General features: G+C 69.0%; 16 protein-coding genes and 2 pseudogenes. 9 read left to right on the top strand and 9 right to left on the bottom strand.

From position 1 onward, the window contains the following. Window positions 1-284: 284 nt before the first annotated feature. Together TSO352_RS12310 and TSO352_RS12305 are read left to right on the top strand one after the other, a co-directional pair. On the top strand, window positions 285-2441 hold the full coding sequence (locus TSO352_RS12310) for an acetate--CoA ligase family protein (protein WP_199231579.1): 2157 nt from the start codon (window positions 285-287) through the stop codon (window positions 2439-2441). Window positions 2442-2794: 353 nt separating this feature from the next. Further along, window positions 2795-3409: a Crp/Fnr family transcriptional regulator gene (locus TSO352_RS12305; RefSeq protein ID WP_247872058.1), complete on the top strand. Its 615-nt coding sequence runs from the start codon at window positions 2795-2797 to the stop codon at window positions 3407-3409. 99 nt (window positions 3410-3508) lie between these two features. Here TSO352_RS12305 and TSO352_RS12300 read toward each other — a convergent pair whose 3' ends face one another. From TSO352_RS12300 to TSO352_RS12280, 5 genes are all read right to left on the bottom strand, one after another. Further along, window positions 3509-4036: a hypothetical protein gene (locus TSO352_RS12300; protein ID WP_109107628.1), complete on the bottom strand. Its 528-nt coding sequence runs from the start codon at window positions 4034-4036 to the stop codon at window positions 3509-3511. A 119-nt stretch (window positions 4037-4155) separates the two neighbouring features. Next, window positions 4156-4386, bottom strand: a complete 231-nt coding sequence (locus tag TSO352_RS12295; RefSeq protein WP_109107627.1) for a hypothetical protein — start codon at window positions 4384-4386, stop codon at window positions 4156-4158. Between the two features lie 281 nt (window positions 4387-4667). Next, window positions 4668-5849 (bottom strand): hypothetical protein, encoded by a 1182-nt coding sequence (locus TSO352_RS12290; RefSeq protein ID WP_109107626.1) that lies wholly within the window; start codon window positions 5847-5849, stop codon window positions 4668-4670. Window positions 5850-5920: 71 nt separating this feature from the next. Beyond that, window positions 5921-7633 (bottom strand): ELWxxDGT repeat protein, encoded by a 1713-nt coding sequence (locus TSO352_RS12285; protein WP_282183852.1) that lies wholly within the window; start codon window positions 7631-7633, stop codon window positions 5921-5923. A 202-nt stretch (window positions 7634-7835) separates the two neighbouring features. Then, the gene (locus TSO352_RS12280; protein ID WP_109107625.1) at window positions 7836-8606 is read right to left on the bottom strand and encodes a class I SAM-dependent methyltransferase; all 771 of its coding nucleotides are present in this window, start codon (window positions 8604-8606) and stop codon (window positions 7836-7838) included. Window positions 8607-8700: 94 nt separating this feature from the next. Here TSO352_RS12280 and TSO352_RS12275 point away from each other — a divergent pair, with 94 nt between their 5' ends. The 4 genes and pseudogenes from TSO352_RS12275 to TSO352_RS33920 all read left to right on the top strand — a co-directional run. Then, window positions 8701-9654 carry an SDR family oxidoreductase gene (locus tag TSO352_RS12275; protein ID WP_109107624.1) on the top strand — a complete coding sequence of 318 codons (954 nt, stop codon included), beginning with the start codon at window positions 8701-8703 and terminating at the stop codon, window positions 9652-9654. Between the two features lie 277 nt (window positions 9655-9931). Continuing rightward, on the top strand, window positions 9932-10672 hold the full coding sequence (locus TSO352_RS12270) for a ParA family protein (RefSeq protein ID WP_109107623.1): 741 nt from the start codon (window positions 9932-9934) through the stop codon (window positions 10670-10672). A gap of 14 nt (window positions 10673-10686) precedes the next feature. After that, a pseudogene (locus TSO352_RS33925) lies at window positions 10687-11082 on the top strand (DUF3102 domain-containing protein); the annotation flags it as partial. Window positions 11083-11222: 140 nt separating this feature from the next. Beyond that, window positions 11223-11327: pseudogene (locus tag TSO352_RS33920) on the top strand (30S ribosomal protein S6); the annotation flags it as partial. Between the two features lie 115 nt (window positions 11328-11442). Here the strand turns inward: TSO352_RS33920 and TSO352_RS12260 are convergent. Both TSO352_RS12260 and TSO352_RS12255 read right to left on the bottom strand, forming a co-directional pair. Continuing rightward, on the bottom strand, window positions 11443-12084 hold the full coding sequence (locus TSO352_RS12260; RefSeq protein ID WP_146210754.1) for a YetF domain-containing protein: 642 nt from the start codon (window positions 12082-12084) through the stop codon (window positions 11443-11445). A 49-nt stretch (window positions 12085-12133) separates the two neighbouring features. Beyond that, window positions 12134-13033 (bottom strand): LysR family transcriptional regulator, encoded by a 900-nt coding sequence (locus TSO352_RS12255; protein WP_109107620.1) that lies wholly within the window; start codon window positions 13031-13033, stop codon window positions 12134-12136. Between the two features lie 144 nt (window positions 13034-13177). Between TSO352_RS12255 and TSO352_RS12250 the strand changes: the two genes are divergently transcribed. Genes TSO352_RS12250 through TSO352_RS12240 form a run of 3 tightly spaced genes read left to right on the top strand, consistent with a single transcriptional unit; the run spans window position 13178 to window position 15601 of the window. Further along, window positions 13178-13894, top strand: a complete 717-nt coding sequence (locus TSO352_RS12250; RefSeq protein WP_109107619.1) for an SDR family oxidoreductase — start codon at window positions 13178-13180, stop codon at window positions 13892-13894. A 34-nt stretch (window positions 13895-13928) separates the two neighbouring features. Continuing rightward, complete coding sequence (locus TSO352_RS12245) at window positions 13929-14504, top strand: ester cyclase (protein WP_109107618.1); 576 nt, start codon at window positions 13929-13931, stop codon at window positions 14502-14504. A 41-nt stretch (window positions 14505-14545) separates the two neighbouring features. Next, on the top strand, window positions 14546-15601 hold the full coding sequence (locus tag TSO352_RS12240; RefSeq protein ID WP_109107617.1) for an SDR family oxidoreductase: 1056 nt from the start codon (window positions 14546-14548) through the stop codon (window positions 15599-15601). A gap of 55 nt (window positions 15602-15656) precedes the next feature. Here the strand turns inward: TSO352_RS12240 and TSO352_RS12235 are convergent, their stop codons facing one another. Beyond that, window positions 15657-16538: a ParB/RepB/Spo0J family partition protein gene (locus tag TSO352_RS12235; RefSeq protein ID WP_199231578.1), complete on the bottom strand. Its 882-nt coding sequence runs from the start codon at window positions 16536-16538 to the stop codon at window positions 15657-15659. 22 nt (window positions 16539-16560) lie between these two features. Next, the gene (locus TSO352_RS12230; RefSeq protein WP_109107615.1) at window positions 16561-17565 is read right to left on the bottom strand and encodes an AAA family ATPase; all 1005 of its coding nucleotides are present in this window, start codon (window positions 17563-17565) and stop codon (window positions 16561-16563) included. Window positions 17566-17613 lie beyond the last annotated feature (48 nt).

Here is a 17613-nt window from a genome sequence, read left to right as displayed (position 1 = left end):
CGAGGTCACCCGCTCGCCGCTGCTCGGTGAGCACACCGACGAGATCCTGCGCGAGGTGCTGGGGTTCGACGAACAGCGCATCGCCCAAGCGCGCGAAACCGGCGCGCTCGGCCCAGCCCAAGACCGGGCCCAGAACCCGGCCCGGACGCGCCTTGCCGCCGATTAGGACCGGCATCGACCAATCAAACAGCAAAAAACATGCACCGAGACTCCGCCCCTTCCGACGTCCGTTCGAACCTGCCCGCCAAGCGGGAGCCCAGACAGATCCAACAGGAGGGACCACCATGACCGCCATGATCGATCCGGCCCGCGTCCGACGCCCGGCCGACGTCGTTCGCCGCCTTCTCGACAGCGCGAAGGCCGAAGGTCGCAACACGCTGACCGCGCCGGAAGCCAAGGAACTCTGCGATCTCTACGGCATTCCGGTGCCGGGCGAAGGGCTGGCACGCAGCGCCGACGAGGCCGTCCGGCTGGCCGAAAGCCTGGGATTCCCGGTCGTGCTGAAAATCGTGTCGCCGCAGATCCTGCACAAGACGGAAGCCGGCGGCGTGCTGGTCGGCGTACGGAACGCCGACGCCGTGCGCGACGGCTACACGACCATCATGGAGCGCGCCCGCACCTATGACCCCAAGGCCGAATTGATCGGTGTCCAGGTCCAGCAGATGGTGAAGGGCGGGACCGAGGTCATCGTCGGCTCCATCACCGACCAGAGCTTCGGCAAGCTGGTCGCCTTCGGGCTCGGCGGCGTGCTGGTCGAGGTGCTGAAGGACATCACCTTCCGCTTGGCCCCGGTGACGCGGCAGGACGCGCTGTCGATGCTGGACGGCATCCAGGCCGCGGAGATGCTGAAGGGGGTGCGCGGCGGCAAGCCGGTGGACCGCGCCGCGCTCGCCGACCTGATCGTCAACGTCTCGCGCCTCGTCGACGAGGTGCCGGAGATCGTGGAACTCGACCTGAACCCGGTCTTCGCCCGCGAGGACGGCGCCACCGCCGCCGACGTGCGCGTGGTGCTGGATTTCGAGACGCGGACGCCGCGCTACCGCCCATCGCCCGACCAGATCGTCCGGCAGATGAACCGCATCATGAAGCCGGACGCCGTGGCGGTCATCGGCGCCTCGTCGGAAGACGGGAAGATCGGCAATTCCGTGATGAAGAACCTGATCAACGGCGGCTACCAGGGTCGGATCTACCCGATCCACCCCAAGGCCGACGCCGTCCTGGGCTACAAGGCCTACCGCAGCGTCAAGGACGTGCCCGGCGACATCGACGTGGCGGTCTTCGCCATCCCGGCCAAATTCGTCGCACCGGCCCTGGCCGAGGTCGGCGAAAAGGGGATCCCCGGCGCCGTGCTGATCCCCTCGGGCTTCGCCGAGACCGGCAACGTCGAGGGGCAGGACGCGATCGTCGAGATCGCCCGCAAGCACGACGTGCGCCTGATGGGGCCGAACATCTACGGCTTCTACTACACGCCGAAGAAACTCTGCGCCACCTTCTGCACGCCCTACGACGTGCAGGGCACGGCGGCGCTGTCGTCGCAGTCCGGCGGCATCGGCATGGCGATCATCGGCTTCAGCCGCTCGGCCAAGATGGGCGTGTCGGCCATCGTCGGTCTCGGCAACAAGTCGGACATCGACGAGGACGACCTGCTGTACTTCTTCGAGCAGGACGACAACACCCAGGTCGTCGCCATGCATTGCGAGGATCTGAAGGACGGCCGCGCCTTCGCCGACGCCGCCAAGCGGGTGTCGAAGAAAAAACCGGTGGTCGTGCTGAAGGCCGGCCGCACCTCGATGGGCGCGCGGGCGGCCAGTTCCCACACCGGGGCGCTCGCCGGCAACGACAAAATCTACGAGGACGTCCTGGCGCAGAGCGGCGTCGTTCGCGCCCGCAGCCTGCAGGACCTGCTCCAGTTCGCCCGCGGCATTCCGGTGCTGCCGACACCGAAGGGCGAGAATGTCGTCATCATCACCGGCGCCGGCGGGTCCGGCGTGCTGCTGTCGGACGCCTGCGTCGACAACGGCCTGTCGCTGATGGCGATGCCCCCCGACCTCGACACCGCGTTCCGCAAGTTCATCCCGCCCTTCGGCGCCGCCGGCAACCCGGTGGACATCACCGGCGGCGAGCCGCCGACCACCTACCAGAACACCATCCGCCTGGGGCTGGAGGATGACCGCATCCACGCCCTGATCCTGGGCTACTGGCACACCATCATCACCCCGCCGATGGTGTTCGCCAAGCTGGTGGTCGAGGTGAAGGAGGAGATGAAGGCGAAGGGCATCGAGAAGCCCATCGTCGCCTCGCTGGCCGGCGACGTGCAGGTGGAGGAGGCCGCGACCCACCTCTACGACCATGGCGTCGTCGCCTACCCCTACACCACCGAGACGCCGGTTGCGGTGCTGGGGGCCAAGTACAAGTGGGCCCGCGCCGCTGGCCTGCTCTGACCCATTCCACAGCCGCCGGCACCACCAGCAAGGGGGTGCCGGCCGGTTGCGTTGATCTGGATCATGGGGGCCGCGGACGTTGTCCTCTACCGTTCATCCTAAGGTACCGGTCCTAAAGGACCATACTTATGGACGTGGGCGAGGATCAGAGCATGTCGTTTTTTGTCGAAGCCAACGGGCAGCCGGGACGGGGTGACGATCGGCAAGGCTTCCTCGCGAACACCGGGCCACACGTCCAAACCCCCATCCAGACCCAACTTCAGGCCCAGGCCCAGGCGGCCCCCCGCTGCCTTCGCTGCGCGGTGCGCAACGAGGGCTTGTGCGCTGCCCTGCCGGCTGGCGAGTTGCCGGAATTGACGGCCATCTCCCGCAACAGGGACGTCGGTGCCGGGGAGATGGTGACGATCGAGGGGCAGGACGCGGACGCGGTCTTCACCCTCGTGTCCGGCATGTTGAAGATCTACAAGACGCTGCCGGATGGCCGGGAGCAGATCACCGGCTTCGCCACCCCCGGCGACGTCGTCGGTCTGGCCTTCGGTTCCTGCTATGTCTACACCGCCGAGGCGGTGGCGCCGTCGACCGTGTGCGGCATGGTTCGCCGCGGCCTGCATGGACTGGTCGACCGCAAGCCCCGTCTGCAGGGGCGCCTGCTCTCGATGCTGTCGGCCGAACTCACCGCGGCGCAGGACCAGATCCTGATGCTCGGCTGCAAGAACGCGACCGAGCGGGTCTGCACCTTCCTGCTGGCCCTCGCCCGCCGCGCCCCGAAAGACGAGCAGGGGCGCCCGGTGGTGTTCCTGCCGATGAAGAAGCTCGACATGGGCGGCTATCTCGGCCTGCGTCCGGAAACGATCTCGCGCGTGCTGCGCTCCCTCGAGACCAAGGGCCTGATCACCCGCACCCGGTCGGCCCACATCCGCATCGACGACCTCGACACCTTCGGCGATCTGGCGGTCGCCGCGGAGTGACCGCACCCCGGCGGATCGCTCGACGCAGCAGGCGGCGCTAAGCAGGATTTCCGAACTCCACCCACCGATGGGCGGGCTCGGAAATCCTGCAAAACCGGCTCAGGCGCTCCCCGCCGCCTCGGTCGTCGGCCCCTCCGGCCCCTGTGGGGGCACCGTCTTGACCAACGCCCCATCCGTGTCCGCGTAACCATGGCGGGCAAAGGCGTCGACGACGTCGCGGGCCCGGTGCTCCGCCGGGTGTTCGGTCACGTCGATCCGCACCTCTGCACAGGCGAGATCCCGCGCCAACAGGTCGATGGTGTCCAGCAACGCCGCCATCGTCGCCGGCGTATCGAACAGGCCGAGCGCGATGACGTTGTCGACGCACAGCGTCCGCGAGGCCGCTCCGCCCCCGGCCGGTTCGCACCCGCCCACGCGGTAGGTGAACAGGCCGCGGATGTAGCCGGTGCCGGACTGGCACACCATGATGCCCTGGAGCGCCCGGCGAACATCGTCGCTTCCCGTCGCGCAGTGGGCGAGCGCCTGCCAGTCCTGCACCGTCGAACCGGGCCGCAGCACGTTCAGCAGGGGCAAGGCGCGACTCACCCCTTCCGGTGCCAACCGCGAGACGATGAAACTCCTGGACATGACGCCTCCTTATCGACAGGCACCATAGCCCGTGATGGAGACGGGGAACTTGACTTCAGTCAGGTTCCGGGCGTTTCAGAGTCGCCGGTTCTGCCGCAGGATCCCGGACCAGGCGGTCGTCACAGCCAGAGCAGGGCCCAGACACCGCCGGCCGCCGCGGCGGCGACGGTCAGGACGACGCCGGCAAGGGACCGCCGCCGCTTGGCCTCGCGCTGCTCGGCTTCGCGCCGTTTTCTCAGCAGATGTTGCTGTTCGGGGCTGAGGAACTTTCCGAACTCGGCATCGGATGTGCCGGCGAAGCGCCCGCCGCGCCGCTTGAACGCACCGGCCGACGGCCCCTTCGACGGCATCCCCGTGTCGGCGGACGACCGCCCGGCGATCTTGGCCTTGTGGGCCGGACCATGGGCGGGGGCTGGATGCCCTCTCTTGGCCTTCCGCGGGGCTTTGCGCCGTCTGCCTGCCATTGCGTCACCTCATTGTCGTGATGGAGAGCATAGCCGCCCGGCCCCGGCAAAACAGCCGCCGACGGGATGGCGCCCCTGGAAGGTCACAATGGCGGCAATTGATCGCATCGGCCGTCCCGTTGCAAGGAGAGCCGCGTCCCCCTAGCCTTCGGGACGGCTGCCGCGGGTCACTCGCTCCAGTCGCCGTACCCCCAATCCTCGGCATCGGGGTCCGCCGTCCCCAATGGAGAGACGGTTGCGCCGGCGTCGAGGGCCGCCGCCAGCCACGGTTCGACCGCCGTGACCGGTGAGGTGCGGCACCACCGGCGCCGGCGCCCATCCCATCGGCAATGCCCCTGCCGCTTCATGCCCTCGCGGAGTTCCCAGGACGGGATCGATGAAAAGCCGAGTTCCAGCCCCCGTTCGTTCTGGACGATCTCGACGACCTCGCCCGTCGGCCTGGTGTGGGTCAACCCCTCCTCCAGGACGCGCCGCAGCGCGGCGGCCTGCTCGTCGCGGACGCGCGCCTCGGCCTCCCGCTGCTCCCGGCGTTCGGCAATGGCATCGGCGACCCAGTCGGGCGGTTCCTCCAGAACGCGGTAGCCGACGCCGCCGCGTGGACCGGCGGCCTCCTCCAGCAGTCCCGCCTCCACCAGTTCGGGAAGGCCGCTCTTGATCCGGTCACGATTGACACGGCCCTCGCCCTGGCCATCGCCCCTGCCCTCGCCTCGGCCCGCCGGACGGCGATGCGCGATGCAATCGGCCAGGGTAAACCGCTCGCCCCCGCCCCAGGCCTCGTACAGCTCGGCGGCGAGCGCGCGCAGGGTGGCGACCCGATCCGGCTGGTCGGCCAGCCGATCCTTGATGACCGGGTTGAGCGGCCGGTCGACACGCCCGTCCAGCCCACAGGTCTGGCACGCCCAGCGGCCGGGATCCGACACTTGAATCAGGGGGGAGCAGCGCCGGCGGCGGCAATGCTCCTCGCTGCCCGGCTCCGGCAAGGTCGGCCCGCCATCCCTCTGCACCCCGTCCAGCAGGGCACGGATCGCCGCCACCGGCTGGTCGGCGATCATCCTCAACCGGTCGGCGACATCCGCCGGCAACCAGACCTCGACAGCGTCCGCCCTGGCCTCCGCCGGCCGCTGCGCCGCCAAACGGCTTTTCAGCGCGCGCCGGTGCGCCGGGGCGAGCATGTCGACGACACGCTCCGCCGTGAAGCTTTCGTCGAAGGTGTCGGCCAGCGCCTCGGCGAGGTCGGCCAGCGACACCGCCGGCGCTAGCGCGGCCTTGTCCTGGTCGGCGACGATGCGGCGTGCCTCCGCAAGGATGTCTGCGCTCTCATCCGCCCCGACCCGACGCGTCCTCGGCATCCCCTGTCCCGGCCTTTCGTTGCCTCCTTCCAACCATGGGCGCGCATGACCTGCTCTTCAAGCCGGCGTGCTCAGACACCGACCACCGTCGCCGCGTTGTACGGCAGCGTGTAGGGCTGAGCGCTCGTGATCTGCGTCACCTCGCCGCTGCCGGGGTCGAGGCGGAACAGCGCCCCGCGTTGCGCGGAGTCGGTGGCGCTGAAATACAGGCTGTCGCCGACGGCGCTCAGGCTGTTGGGTGCCGTCCAGCGGGTGTCGGCCGACGCATCGGTGACCATGCGCGTGCCGGCCTCGGTGCCATCGCTCGTCCACAGTGCAAGGCCGTGCACGCCATCATCGGCGGTGAAGAACAGCGTGTCATCCACGGCGACGAGCGCGCTGACGGAGGCGCTGTCGGTCCCCGGCGCGATGTCCTTGACCAGATGGGTTCCCTGCCCGGTCCCATCGGACGTCCACAGTTCATAGCCGTGCGGCCCATCGGTGGTGACGAAGAAGAGCCGATCGTCGACGGCGGTGAATTGGTTGGGCAGAGTCGACCCCGCCGCCTGGAAATCCTTCACCAGGACCGTGCCGGCCACCGTGCCATCGCTCTTCCACAGATCTTCGGAGCTGTTGAAGAACAGCGTGTCCCCCACCGTCTTGAGCGTGATCTCCCGTCCGATCCGTGGGTTGTCGCCGAGATCACCCCGCAGCTTGACCGTTCCGCCTTCCGTCCCGTCGGTCACCCACAATTGGGTGAAGCCGTCGGTCCCGTCCCACGCGGTGAGGAACAGCCGGTCGTCGGTCGCCGCGAAATGGGCCGGAAAGATGGGGACCGGCACCGGTGGATCGAATCCGCCGGGGAAGAAATCCTTGACCAGCTCCGTCCCCTCGGCGGTGCCGTCGGTTCGCCACAGCGCGGTCCCGTGGTCGATGTCGCTGGCCGCGAAGAACAGCTCGTCGCCGACCGCGGTCAGGTTGTGGGGATAGGACCCTCCGGATCCGGGCTTGATGTCCGTCACCATGCGCGTCCCGGCGTCGGTTCCATCGGTGACCCACAGCTCGATCCCGTTGGCGCCGTCGTCGGCCTGGAAATACAGCTGGCCATCCATCGCCGTCAGCGCCAGCGGGTTGGACGACGCCGCGCCGGGCCGGATGTCGGTCACCATGCGCGTCCCAGCCGAAGTGCCATCGGTGACCCACAGCTCGCGGCCATGGACACCGTCATCGGCGGAGAAGAAGACGCGGTCATCGGCGGTGACGAACCCCTGGGGCGAGGACTCCGCCGCCCCCGGCGCGATGTCCCGCAGCAGGAAGGCACGACGGCCGGCCGTCCCCCACAACTCGCCGCCATGCGCGGCGTCGGTCGCCGTGAACACCGCGGTGGCCGCTGCGTGATCGGGCTTCAGCAGGAAATTGTCCGCGGTCAGGCTGTCCCGCGACACCCCCATCAGCTTCACGCTGTCGCGCGGCCCGAAACACAGGACCACCCCGTCCTTGTCCTGGTGCGCGGTGGCCAGCACGGCCTTGAGGCTGCCGAGACCGCTCCATCCCCGCAGATCCAGCACGTCGCCGCCGGACCCGGACTGGAAATCGCCGATGCAGTCCCACCCGTCGCCCGGCCTCAGGACGAAACGGTCGCGCCCGCCGCCGCCTTCCATATAGTCATTTCCACCGTTCCCGATGATGGTGTCGTCGCCATCCCCACCGAACAGCAGGTCACGGTGGGGACCTCCGGCCTTCAACCGACCGGCGGACCCTCCGTGGCCCTGCGATCCATGATCACCCCCGCGATGCCGCCCCATCACCGCCCCCTCTCCCCGATGCCAGCAAGAGGCGGGATTCTACAATTGAGGGTTGCTGTACCAAAGCACGCGGTCAGGCAGTTGCCGATCGCGCCCGGCGCTGCCCCGGTTCAGCGGCCGGAGGGACCCGACTGTCCGAAAGAATGGGCTGCCCGACCCGCCCCTGCCCGCCCGTCGGCGCCCTGCCCCGGCCAAGGTCCCGTCACCGCAGCCGCCGGCAGAAGAACGCAGCCGTCTCATAGGGAAAGGTCACCTCGTCCCGGCCGGCGAGTTCCGGTGTCGCGGCGATCATGGCGCGAACCGTCTCCGCCACACGCTCCCTCTCCGCCGCCGGCAGGGCGGCGATGAAGCTGACGGACAGCGTGCGGTCGACGATCACCCGCTCCGGCGTTCCGCGGTGGCCGTGGGAGAAACGGCGCTCCTGCAAGGGACCGAAGCCGTCGGCCGGAAACAGCCGCCGCCATGCGCCGGAGTGGTAGCGGGGGGCGTCGCCTTCGTAGGGCGTCATGATGCCGGTCAGCGCAGCGACCCACCCGACGCGTTCATCCCGCACATTCCAGATCAGCCCCAGCACGCCCCCCGGCTTCAGGACCCGGCGGATCTCGGCAAGGGCATCGCGGTTGGCAAACCAGTGGAACGCCTGCGCGCACACGACGGCGTCGACGGTGCCGTCGGCCAGGGGAATGGCGGTCGCCGATCCCGGCTTCGCCTCGACGCCCGGGTTGTGCCGGACCAGTTGGTCCAGCATGGCGCCGACCGGCTCGACCGCCACCACCGTCGCACCGGTCCGGCTGAGGTACGGCGTGAATTTCCCCGTGCCCGCTCCCAGATCGAGGGCGATCTTCCCCTCCCCCAGGCCGAGATCGTCGACCAGCCAGCTTGCGACCTCCGCCGGGTAATCGGGTCGGCCGTGGGCGTAGGTCGACGCGCCGGACGCAAAGCCCTCGGCGGCCGAGTGGTGTATGTCGGTCATCGCGGCGGTCTCCTTTCACCAAGCGGTGGATCGGCGCTGGCAACCAAAACAACTCTGTCCGGTTCTGTCTGTGACGCTTTGCAAGGAGACGGTCATGGACGGACATGAGAAGGCGACAGTGTCGCACGGCGGCCCCGGCAACGCCGGGCAAAATCAGACCGCAGCCACCGCAACCCAGGACCCACGGTTCAAGTACCCTCGCCCACCCTACAAGGGCCAGTCGCAGCCATGGCCCGGTCTGGCCGGCGGCATGGACCCCCGCCCCGATCATGGCGAGACCAGCTACAAGGGATCGGGCCGATTGGCCGGCCGCAAGGCGCTGATCACCGGCGGTGATTCCGGGATCGGCCGCGCGGCCGCCATCGCCTACGCCCGGGAGGGCGCCGACGTCGCCATCAACTATTTCCCGACCGAAGAGCCCGACGCCCGTGAGGTGATCGCGCTGATCGAGGCGGAGGGTCGCACCGGCCTCGCCCTGCCCGGCGACCTGCGCGAGGAACGCTTCTGCCAAACGCTGGTCGCCGACGCGATCGCCGGGCTCGGCGGTCTCGACATCGTCGTCTGCAACGCCGGGCGGCAGCAGGCCTGCCAGTCGATCCTCGACCTCACCACCGAGGAGTTCGACGCGACGATGAAGACGAACATCTACGCGCCGTTCTGGATCATCAAGGCCGCCCTGCCCCATCTGCAACCCGGCGCCGCCATCATCGGCACGACGTCCGAACAGGCCTACGACCCGACCCCCGAACTCTACCACTACGCCCAGACCAAGGCGGCGACGATGAACTACGTCAAGTCGCTGGCCAAGCAGTTCGCCGCCAAGGGCATCCGCGTCAACGGCGTGGCGCCCGGCCCGATCTGGACCCCCCTGCAGGTCAGCGGCGGTGCGTTCCAGGAGAAATTGAAGCATTTCGGCGAACAGACGCCGCTGGGCCGCGCCGGGCAGCCGGTCGAGCTGGCTGGCATCTTCGTTCAGCTCGCCGCCGAGGACGGCAGTTTCGCCACCGGCCAGATCTACGGGTCGGCCGGCGGCAGCGGGCAGCCGTAAGGGCGGCGCCCACGGCCGCTGGCCTTCGGCTGGCGGCCGTCACGGTGCGCGCGCCCCCTCACCTCCACCACCCTGAAACTGGAAGCATGCTTCCAGTCCGACCGATGCGGCCCGGGCCGTGGACGGCCAACCATGAATGCCGTGTCTCCCTCGCCACTCACCATGCGCAAATCGACCGCTTGACGCCGCAATGCGTTGACGGCGCTGACATGTCCACGGATGGTGGTGAAATGGGCGCCCAAACGGCGCCACGGGAACGAGCAGGGGGAACGGTGCCATGGATGGGGTTCTGGCGGTGGCCTCGAGCAAGGGTGGCGTCGGGAAAACGACCACCATCGTCATGATCGCGGAGTATTTCCGCAAGCGTTGCCGCGTCGCGTTGCTGGACGCCGACCCGAACCAGAAGCTGATCTCCTGGCTCGGCGACGAAACGGGGGTGAGCCGGGTCGAGGGCATCACCCTCAAATCCCTCGTCGGTCAGAACATCGTCGAGGCGATCACCGAGGCCAAGGCGCAGCACGACATCGTGATCGTCGATTTCGCCGGGGCCCTGACCCAGGAGATGGTGTTCGGCTTCGGCTACGCCGCGGCCGTCGTCATCCCCTCGGGCTCCAGCAAGGGGGACATCGACGAGGCGCGCAAGACCTACCAGGTGGTCGAACAGACGACCGCCCTGCTCTCCGCTGGCAATCCGTCCTTTTCGCTGCCGGCCAAGGTGCTGCTGTGCAAGGTCCGCCTCAACACCGACACCTACAAGGCGGCCAAGCAGCAGCTGGCGGCCTGGAACGTTCCGGTGTTCGGCGACGACGCGCATGTGCCGCACCGGACCTCCTTCGAAAAGGCCTGGTGGCACAAATGCTCGCCGCAGGAGGTCGCCGACGCCGCGCTGAAGAAGCAGATCGAGTCGGTCTGCGGCGCCATCGCCGCGCTCGCCGGGCTCGCTCCACCCGAGGCCAAGGCCGTGACGGGAAAGTCTCCGCGCGCCCGGAAAGCGCCCCGAACCGCAACGCCGGCCTGAGCGAAGGATAGATCATGGCCAAGAAGCCCCTGCCGATCGACACCGGCTCCACGCCGGCTTCCACCCCGGCGCCGCAGTCGGATGTGCTGAGCATCCTGCGCTCGGCAACCGCGGGCATGCCCAGCCTGACCAACCCACAGGGCGGTACCTCCGCCGTCCCGGCCCCGTCGGTCGAGATCCTGCCGCCGGAACGCCAGCCGGAGTCGGTCGACGAGTATGTGTCGACCATCTCCCGCCTGTACGACGAGGCGGAAAAGCGGTTCGTCCAGATCGGCCGCCACTTGATCGAGGCCAAGGCGCGGCTCCAGCATGGCGAGTGGAGCAAGATGGTGGCCTTGCTGCCATTCTCGCACCGCACGGCGACGATGCTGATGAGCGCGGCCCGCGCCATCGCCAACCGCACCATCGCGCCGGAACGGGCGCCGCGGTCCTGGGCCAACGTGTATCTGCTGGCCAGCATGTCGGACGAGGAGCGGAAACTGGCGGAGGAGCGGAACCTCATCCGGCCGGACGTCACCCGCCGGGAAATCCTTGCCTTCCGCCGGCAACTGACCGGCGGGGACGGGCAGGGCGGCGACGCCCCGGTGACCGAAGCGCTGGACGCCGTCGCCGAGGAGATCGCCCGCCTCCTGGAGGAAAAGGCCCGGATCGAGGCGCGGCTGGCCGAGCTTCAAGGCCTCCGCGTTGCCGGGGCGGCCGACGCCTGACCGCTGCAAACTGGAAGCACGCTTCCAGTTTGCCCGGCAGGGCAGGGGCCGGGATTCGGGTGATCAGGGGATTTCGATGCGCAGGGTCTGAACGCCATCGGCAACGGAGACGGTGACGATCGTCGGGTCCCGCTTCGCCTTGATGATGCTGATGTCGCCGTTGCGCTCCAGGCGCGCTTCGGCGATCTCGCCGATGTCGGTCAGGCCGTGACGGCGCGCGTCCTCGGCAAGGTCATGGCTGGTGAGATGGGCGGCGCGCATGGCACGCTGCTGCGTCTCGCCATCCCGGACGATGACCCGCGGCTTCCCCTTCAGCATCGTGCCCAGGCCGTGCCAGCGACAGGCGGCCGAGGACAGCAGGAAGTGCAGGGCGATCAGCGCGCCGGTTGCACCGAGAGCGGGGATCATCGGCGCGTTCCCGGTGATGGCCCGGCTGGCGATCGACCCCAGCATGATGCCGAGGATGACATCGAACGCGGTGGCCTTGCCCATGAAGCGCTTCTTGCCCAGCCGCACCATGGCCAGCGTCACGACATAGACCATGATCGCCCGCAGCACCATCTGCCAGACGCCGATGTCACGTGACGGCAAACCCGTCCCCAAAAGCGTTTGAAACCATTCCGTCACGTCGGCCATCGCCTTGCCTCTCCCGTTCCAGATTGTCGGACATGGACAGGAACAACGCTCGCCGACGATGATCGGCACCGCGTCGTGTGGGGGCTCGCTACCAGCGATGGAAGCCGCGACGCGGCGATCAGCCGGGCCCCGCGCGATGGTTCAGCTGGTCCGCCATGGCGTCGAGAAACAGCCGCACACGGCTCGGCAACTGGCGGTGCGACGGGAACAGCGCGCACACCGGCGCCGGATCACCACACCAATCGGGCAGCACCCGCCGCAGGCGGCCGGCCTGCACATCCGCCTGGACGTCAACCCACGACTTCATGATCAGCCCACAGCCGGCGAGCGCCCAGTCCTGCGCGACGTCGCCGTTGTCGCTGCGCAGGCGGGATGACACCTGCGCCTCGACCACCGCGCCACCGGGTCCCACCAAACGCCAGTGCCCGCGCGCGCCCGGATAATGCAGGCACTCGTGCCCCTCCAACTCCGCCGGGGTGGCCGGCACGCCGTGGCGGTCGAGATAGCGGGGGGCCGCGACGACGACACGGTGGTTGTCCACCAGCTTGCGCACGATCAGGGCGGAGTCCTTCGGCGCACCGATCCGGACGACGACATCCATCCCCTCGTCGATCAGATCGACCACGCGGTCGGTCAGCACCAGATCGACCGATATTTTCGGATGGGCCTCGACCAGGGCGCGGCAGACCGGACCGACCTCCATCCGGCCGAGGGCGACCGGCGCACCGATCCGCAGGATGCCCTGCGGTTCGGCCCGGCCACGGGTCAGCGCCTCTTCCGCTTCGTCGATCTCCGCCAGGATGCGCTGCGCCCGTTCATACAGCCGCTGCCCCTCCTCGGTCAGGGCGAGACGGCGGGTGCTCCGGGCGATCAGGCGTGTGTCGGTGCGGCGTTCCAGCGACGCCAGACGCTTGCTGACGACGCTGAGCGCAAGGTTCATGTCGCGGCCGGCGGCGGACAGGCTGCCCGCCGTGACGATGCGGACGAAGGTGCGCAGCTCCGTAATGTCGTCCAGCATGCCGGCCCCATTCTTTCCGATTGGTGGAGAGTGTGTCGATCACTGACAGGATACTCGCTGAAGAGGGGAGGGGCTAGAGTCGCTGCCAGACCTTCCTCCTTCCACCCGGATATCCCCTTCCCCCGACACAAGGACACAGCACCGATGTCTGACAGCTTGACGAACGCCCGCCTGCTGGTGATCGGCGGCAGCTCCGGAATCGGCCTCGCGACGGCGCAGGCCGCCGCGGCGGCGGGTGCCGCCGTGACGATCGCCTCGCGCTCCCAGGACAAGCTCGACGCCGCGCTGGCCCGGATCACCGGCAACGCGCGCGCCGTTGTCCTGGACAGCCGCGACGACACCGCGGTCGAGCGCTTCTTCGCCGACGAGGCGCCATGGGACCACATCGTCGTCTCCGCCGCGCAGACGCCGGGCGGCCCGGTGCGCGGGCTCAGCCTCGCCGACGCGCGGGCGGCGATGGACAGCAAGTTCTGGGGCGCCTACCGCGTCGCCAGGGCGGCGCACATCCGCGAGGGCGGATCGCTGACCTTCATCTCCGGCTTCCTCAGCGTGCGCCCGTCGGCGACGTCGGTGCTGCAGGGCGCCATCAACGCGGCGCTGGAGGCGTTGGCCCGCGGGCTGGCGCTGGAACTGGCGCCGGTGCGGGTCAACGCCGTCTCCCCCGGGCTGATCGCGACGCCGCTGTGGGCGGGCCTGCCCGCCGACAAGCGCGAGGCGATGTTCGCCGGCGCGGCGCAACGGCTGCCGGCCGGTCGCGTCGGCCAAGCGGACGACATCGCCAACGCGGTCCTGTTCCTGGTCCAGACGCCCTTCGCCACCGGCTCGACGGTGCGGGTGGATGGCGGCGGCGCCATCGCCTGACACGCCTCAATCATCAACATCCCGGAGTCTCGTCATGATCCTCGATCCCCTGCGGCTCACCCGCAGCCTCGGCGGCGCGGCGCTGCTCGCCTGCGCGCTGTCCGGTCCCGTCGACGCCGCCGATGGCGTCACCATCCGCGAACTGGTGGTGACCGGTGCGCCCGCCACCCAGCCCGCCAGCCAGCCCGATGCGCAACACGACGCCACCGTCGCGGCGGCGCGCGCCTTCTATGATTTCTGGAACACCGGCGACCCGGCCTTCCTGAAGCGGGCCATCGCCGACCGCTTCACCGACCGGACGCTGCCGTCGGGACGGCCACAGGGCCCCGAGGGTCCGGCGGTCGCCTCCCGCAACTTCCGCGCCGCGGTGCCGGACTTGGCGGTGACCGTGGAAAAGATGATCGTGGCCGGCGACCTCGTGACCGTCCATATGGTCTTCACCGGCCATTTCAGCGGCCGGTTCGGGCAGACGACGGGGCAGGGGCAGGCGATCCGCTTCCTCGCCACCGACCTTCTGAAGGTCGAAAACGGACGCATCACCGACAACTGGCACATCGAAGACAACCTGACCCTGTTGCAGCAGATGGGCATTGCCCAAATCCGCTCCTGATCCGCGGGCACCGCAAAACCCAGACAACCGGACGAAACGACATGACGACAAGCACGGCATCGAAGGTGGCCCTGGTGGCCGGGGCCGGCGGCATCATCGGCCACGCGCTCGCACACGAACTGAAGGCGCAGGGCTGGAGCGTTCGGGCGCTCGCCCGCCGTCCGCTGGAGGGATTCCCGTCGGTCTGCACCGACCTGACCGACGCCGCCGCGACGGCCGCCGCCCTGCGCGACGCCGCCGACACCACCCACCTGTTCTACGCGGCGCTCAGCCCCGATCCCGATCTGGCGGTGGAGGCGGAGCGCAACGGGCGCATGCTCGGCAACCTGATCGACGGGCTGGAGGCGGCGGGGGCGCCGCTGCGGCGGGTGGTGATCTACCAGGGCTTCAAGATCTACGGCATCCATCTCGGCGCCAAGGTCCGCACCCCGGCGCGCGAAAGCGATCCGCCCCACATGCCGCCCAACCTCTATCTGGCCCAGGAAGCCCAGCTCAAGGCCCGTGCGAAAACAAGCCGCTGGGACTATGTGGCGCTGCGGCCCGACGTGGTGGTCGGCGACATCCACGGCAACCCGATGAACATCGCGCTGGTGGTCGGCGTCTTCGCTGAACTGTCCCGCGCGCTGGGCCTGCCGATGCGCTTTCCCGGCACCGACAAGGCCTACGAGCAGCTCGTCCAGTTCACCGACGCCGGCCTGCTGGCCCAGGCGAGCCTCTGGGCGGCGGAAAGCGAGCGGGCGGCGGGGGAGGCGTTCAACGTCACCAACGGCGACGTCTTCCGCTGGGACCGGATGTGGGAGGACGCCGCCCGGCATCTCGGGCTGGAAACGGCGCCGCCGGTTCCCCTGACGCTGGCCCGCCACATGGCCGACAAGGGGCCGCTCTGGCGCGAGATCGCAGTGCGGCATGGCCTCGTCGAACCGGATCTGGCCAAGCTGGTCGGCTGGGGCTTCGGCGATTTCATCTTCCACACCGAAACCGACGTCATTTCCGACGTCAACAAGATCCACCGCTTCGGCTTCACCGGGCGGATGGACTCCACGCACTCGCTGACCGGCGCGCTCGACAGCCTGAAGCGGAAACGCGTCCTGCCGTAAACGGCGGGCCCGAGCGTCCCAAATTGGGACGCTCGGCGCGACACCGGCCGGCGCGTCAGTCCGCGTCGGCCAGCGTTTCTTCCGCCCGCTTCAGCAACTCGTCGATCTCGGCGCGCATCGCCTTGAAAGCGGCGATGTCATCGGGCAGCAGCGCCGCGATGCGCTTTTCGTCGCGGCCCAGCGCCTGGATCGCCGACGCACCGCCGAAGATCCGGCGCGCCATGGCGGCGGGCAGGGCGGTCTTGTACGTCGCCGTCGACCGCGCTCCCCCTGATCCCCCCGCCGCCGGCCGGCGGCCGGTGTCGTCGTCATCGCCGGAGCCCGGCTCGGGCAGACGTTCGGCGCGGCGCAAAGCCTTGTAGTTCTCCCACGCCCCGACCTGTTCGATCGGGTCCTCGATCCGCGCGATCTCGTACAGGACGGAGAGGGGAGGGGTGTGCTCCACATACTCCGCCCGCACCTCGGCGCAGATCCGGACCAGGGACATCTCGCGGTCGATGCCCGACTTGCTGCGCCCGACCAGCCGTGCCAGCGTCGCGTAGGACAGCTTGTGGCGGTCGTACAACGCCTTCAGCGCATCGGCCTCTTCGAACGGCGTCAGGTCCTTGCGGATGACGTTCTCGATCAGGGCGGCCTCGTCGGCCGGCACCTTGGGGTCGACCAGGATGGCCGGGATGGTCCGGCGGCCCAGCAGCCGGTAGGCCCGCAAACGGCGCTCGCCGAACACCAGGCGGTAGCGCCCGCTGTCCTGGTGCTGGAGGCCGATCGGCTGCTGAAGCCCATGCGATTCGATCGAGTCCGCCAGCGCCTGGATCGACTCCGCGTCGAAATGCTTGCGCGGCTGCCCGGGGTTCGGATCGACCCAGGACACCTCGACCTCCATCACCCGGGAACCTTCCTGCTGCTCGGCGATCGCGTTGCCGAGCATGCCGAGCATCGCGAGATTCCCCCGGCCCTTCTTAGACGTTGACATGGACCGCTCCCAAAATCGTCTTCCGCTCCTCGATGAAGGCGTCGGCGACGGTTTCCAACGCCGCCAGACCGCGCAGTCCCGGCATGTCCACGGCGGCGCGTCCGTTCATCACCGCGTCGCCATAGGCCGTCGCCCGCGGCACCGCCGGGAAGATGCGGTAGGACTTGCCATACTGCTGCTCGATCGCCTCCATGCCGATCTGGTGCTGCTGCAACCCCGACTGATACATCGTCGGCAGGATGCCGATGATGCGCAGATGCGGGTTGCTGCGGCGGCGGTGCTTGTCGACCGTCATCATCAGCAGGCCGACGCCGGCGATCGCCAGCATTTCGGTCTGGCAGGGGATGATGAGCGCGTCCGCCGCCACCACCCCGTTCTGCGTCATCGGCCCGAGGTTCGGCGGGCAATCGATGATGATGAAGTCGTACTCGCGCTTCAGGTCCACCAGATGCGAGCGCAGGATCAGGCCGGACGTGCTGTCGGTGGCGAGCGCGCCTTCGACGACGCTCAGCATCGGCGACGCCGCGACCACCTCCAGGCCGCTCGACGGCACGACATGGATGATGTCCCGCATCGTCGCCCGGTCCTCGAAGACGTCGCGCAGCGATTTGCCGTCCTTTTCCGCCTGCAGCGGGTCGATGCCCAGATGCATCGTCGCGTTGGCCTGCGGGTCGGAATCGATCAGCAGCACGCGGTAACCGCGGCGCGCCAGCAGCGTGGCGGTGTTGACGCAGGTCGCGGTCTTGGCCACGCCGCCCTTCTGGTTGGCGGCGATGATGGTGATGCCCGGCCCGTGCGTGCTCGCCAGCACGCGGAGTTCGGCCGACACCAGATCGGCGACCGCCACCGGAATCTTTTCGGCCCCGACCTCCCACCGCGACACGCGTTGCTTGTCGTAGCGCCGTCCGAGCCGGTCGTTGAGCCAAGCCGCGAAATCCGCCTGGCTGGCGTCCTTGCGTTCGCGGCAGACCCTGAGATCCTCGCCCCTCATCAGCCGTCCCCAGCCTCCACTCCCGATGGGGACGGACTTACAGGTAGC

Origin of the sequence: Azospirillum sp. TSO35-2, assembly GCF_003116095.1 — a bacterium.
In the GTDB taxonomy this organism is placed as follows: domain Bacteria; phylum Pseudomonadota; class Alphaproteobacteria; order Azospirillales; family Azospirillaceae; genus Azospirillum.
Note: the sequence above shows the minus strand (reverse complement) of the source record. Positions and strands in the feature narration are given on the sequence as shown.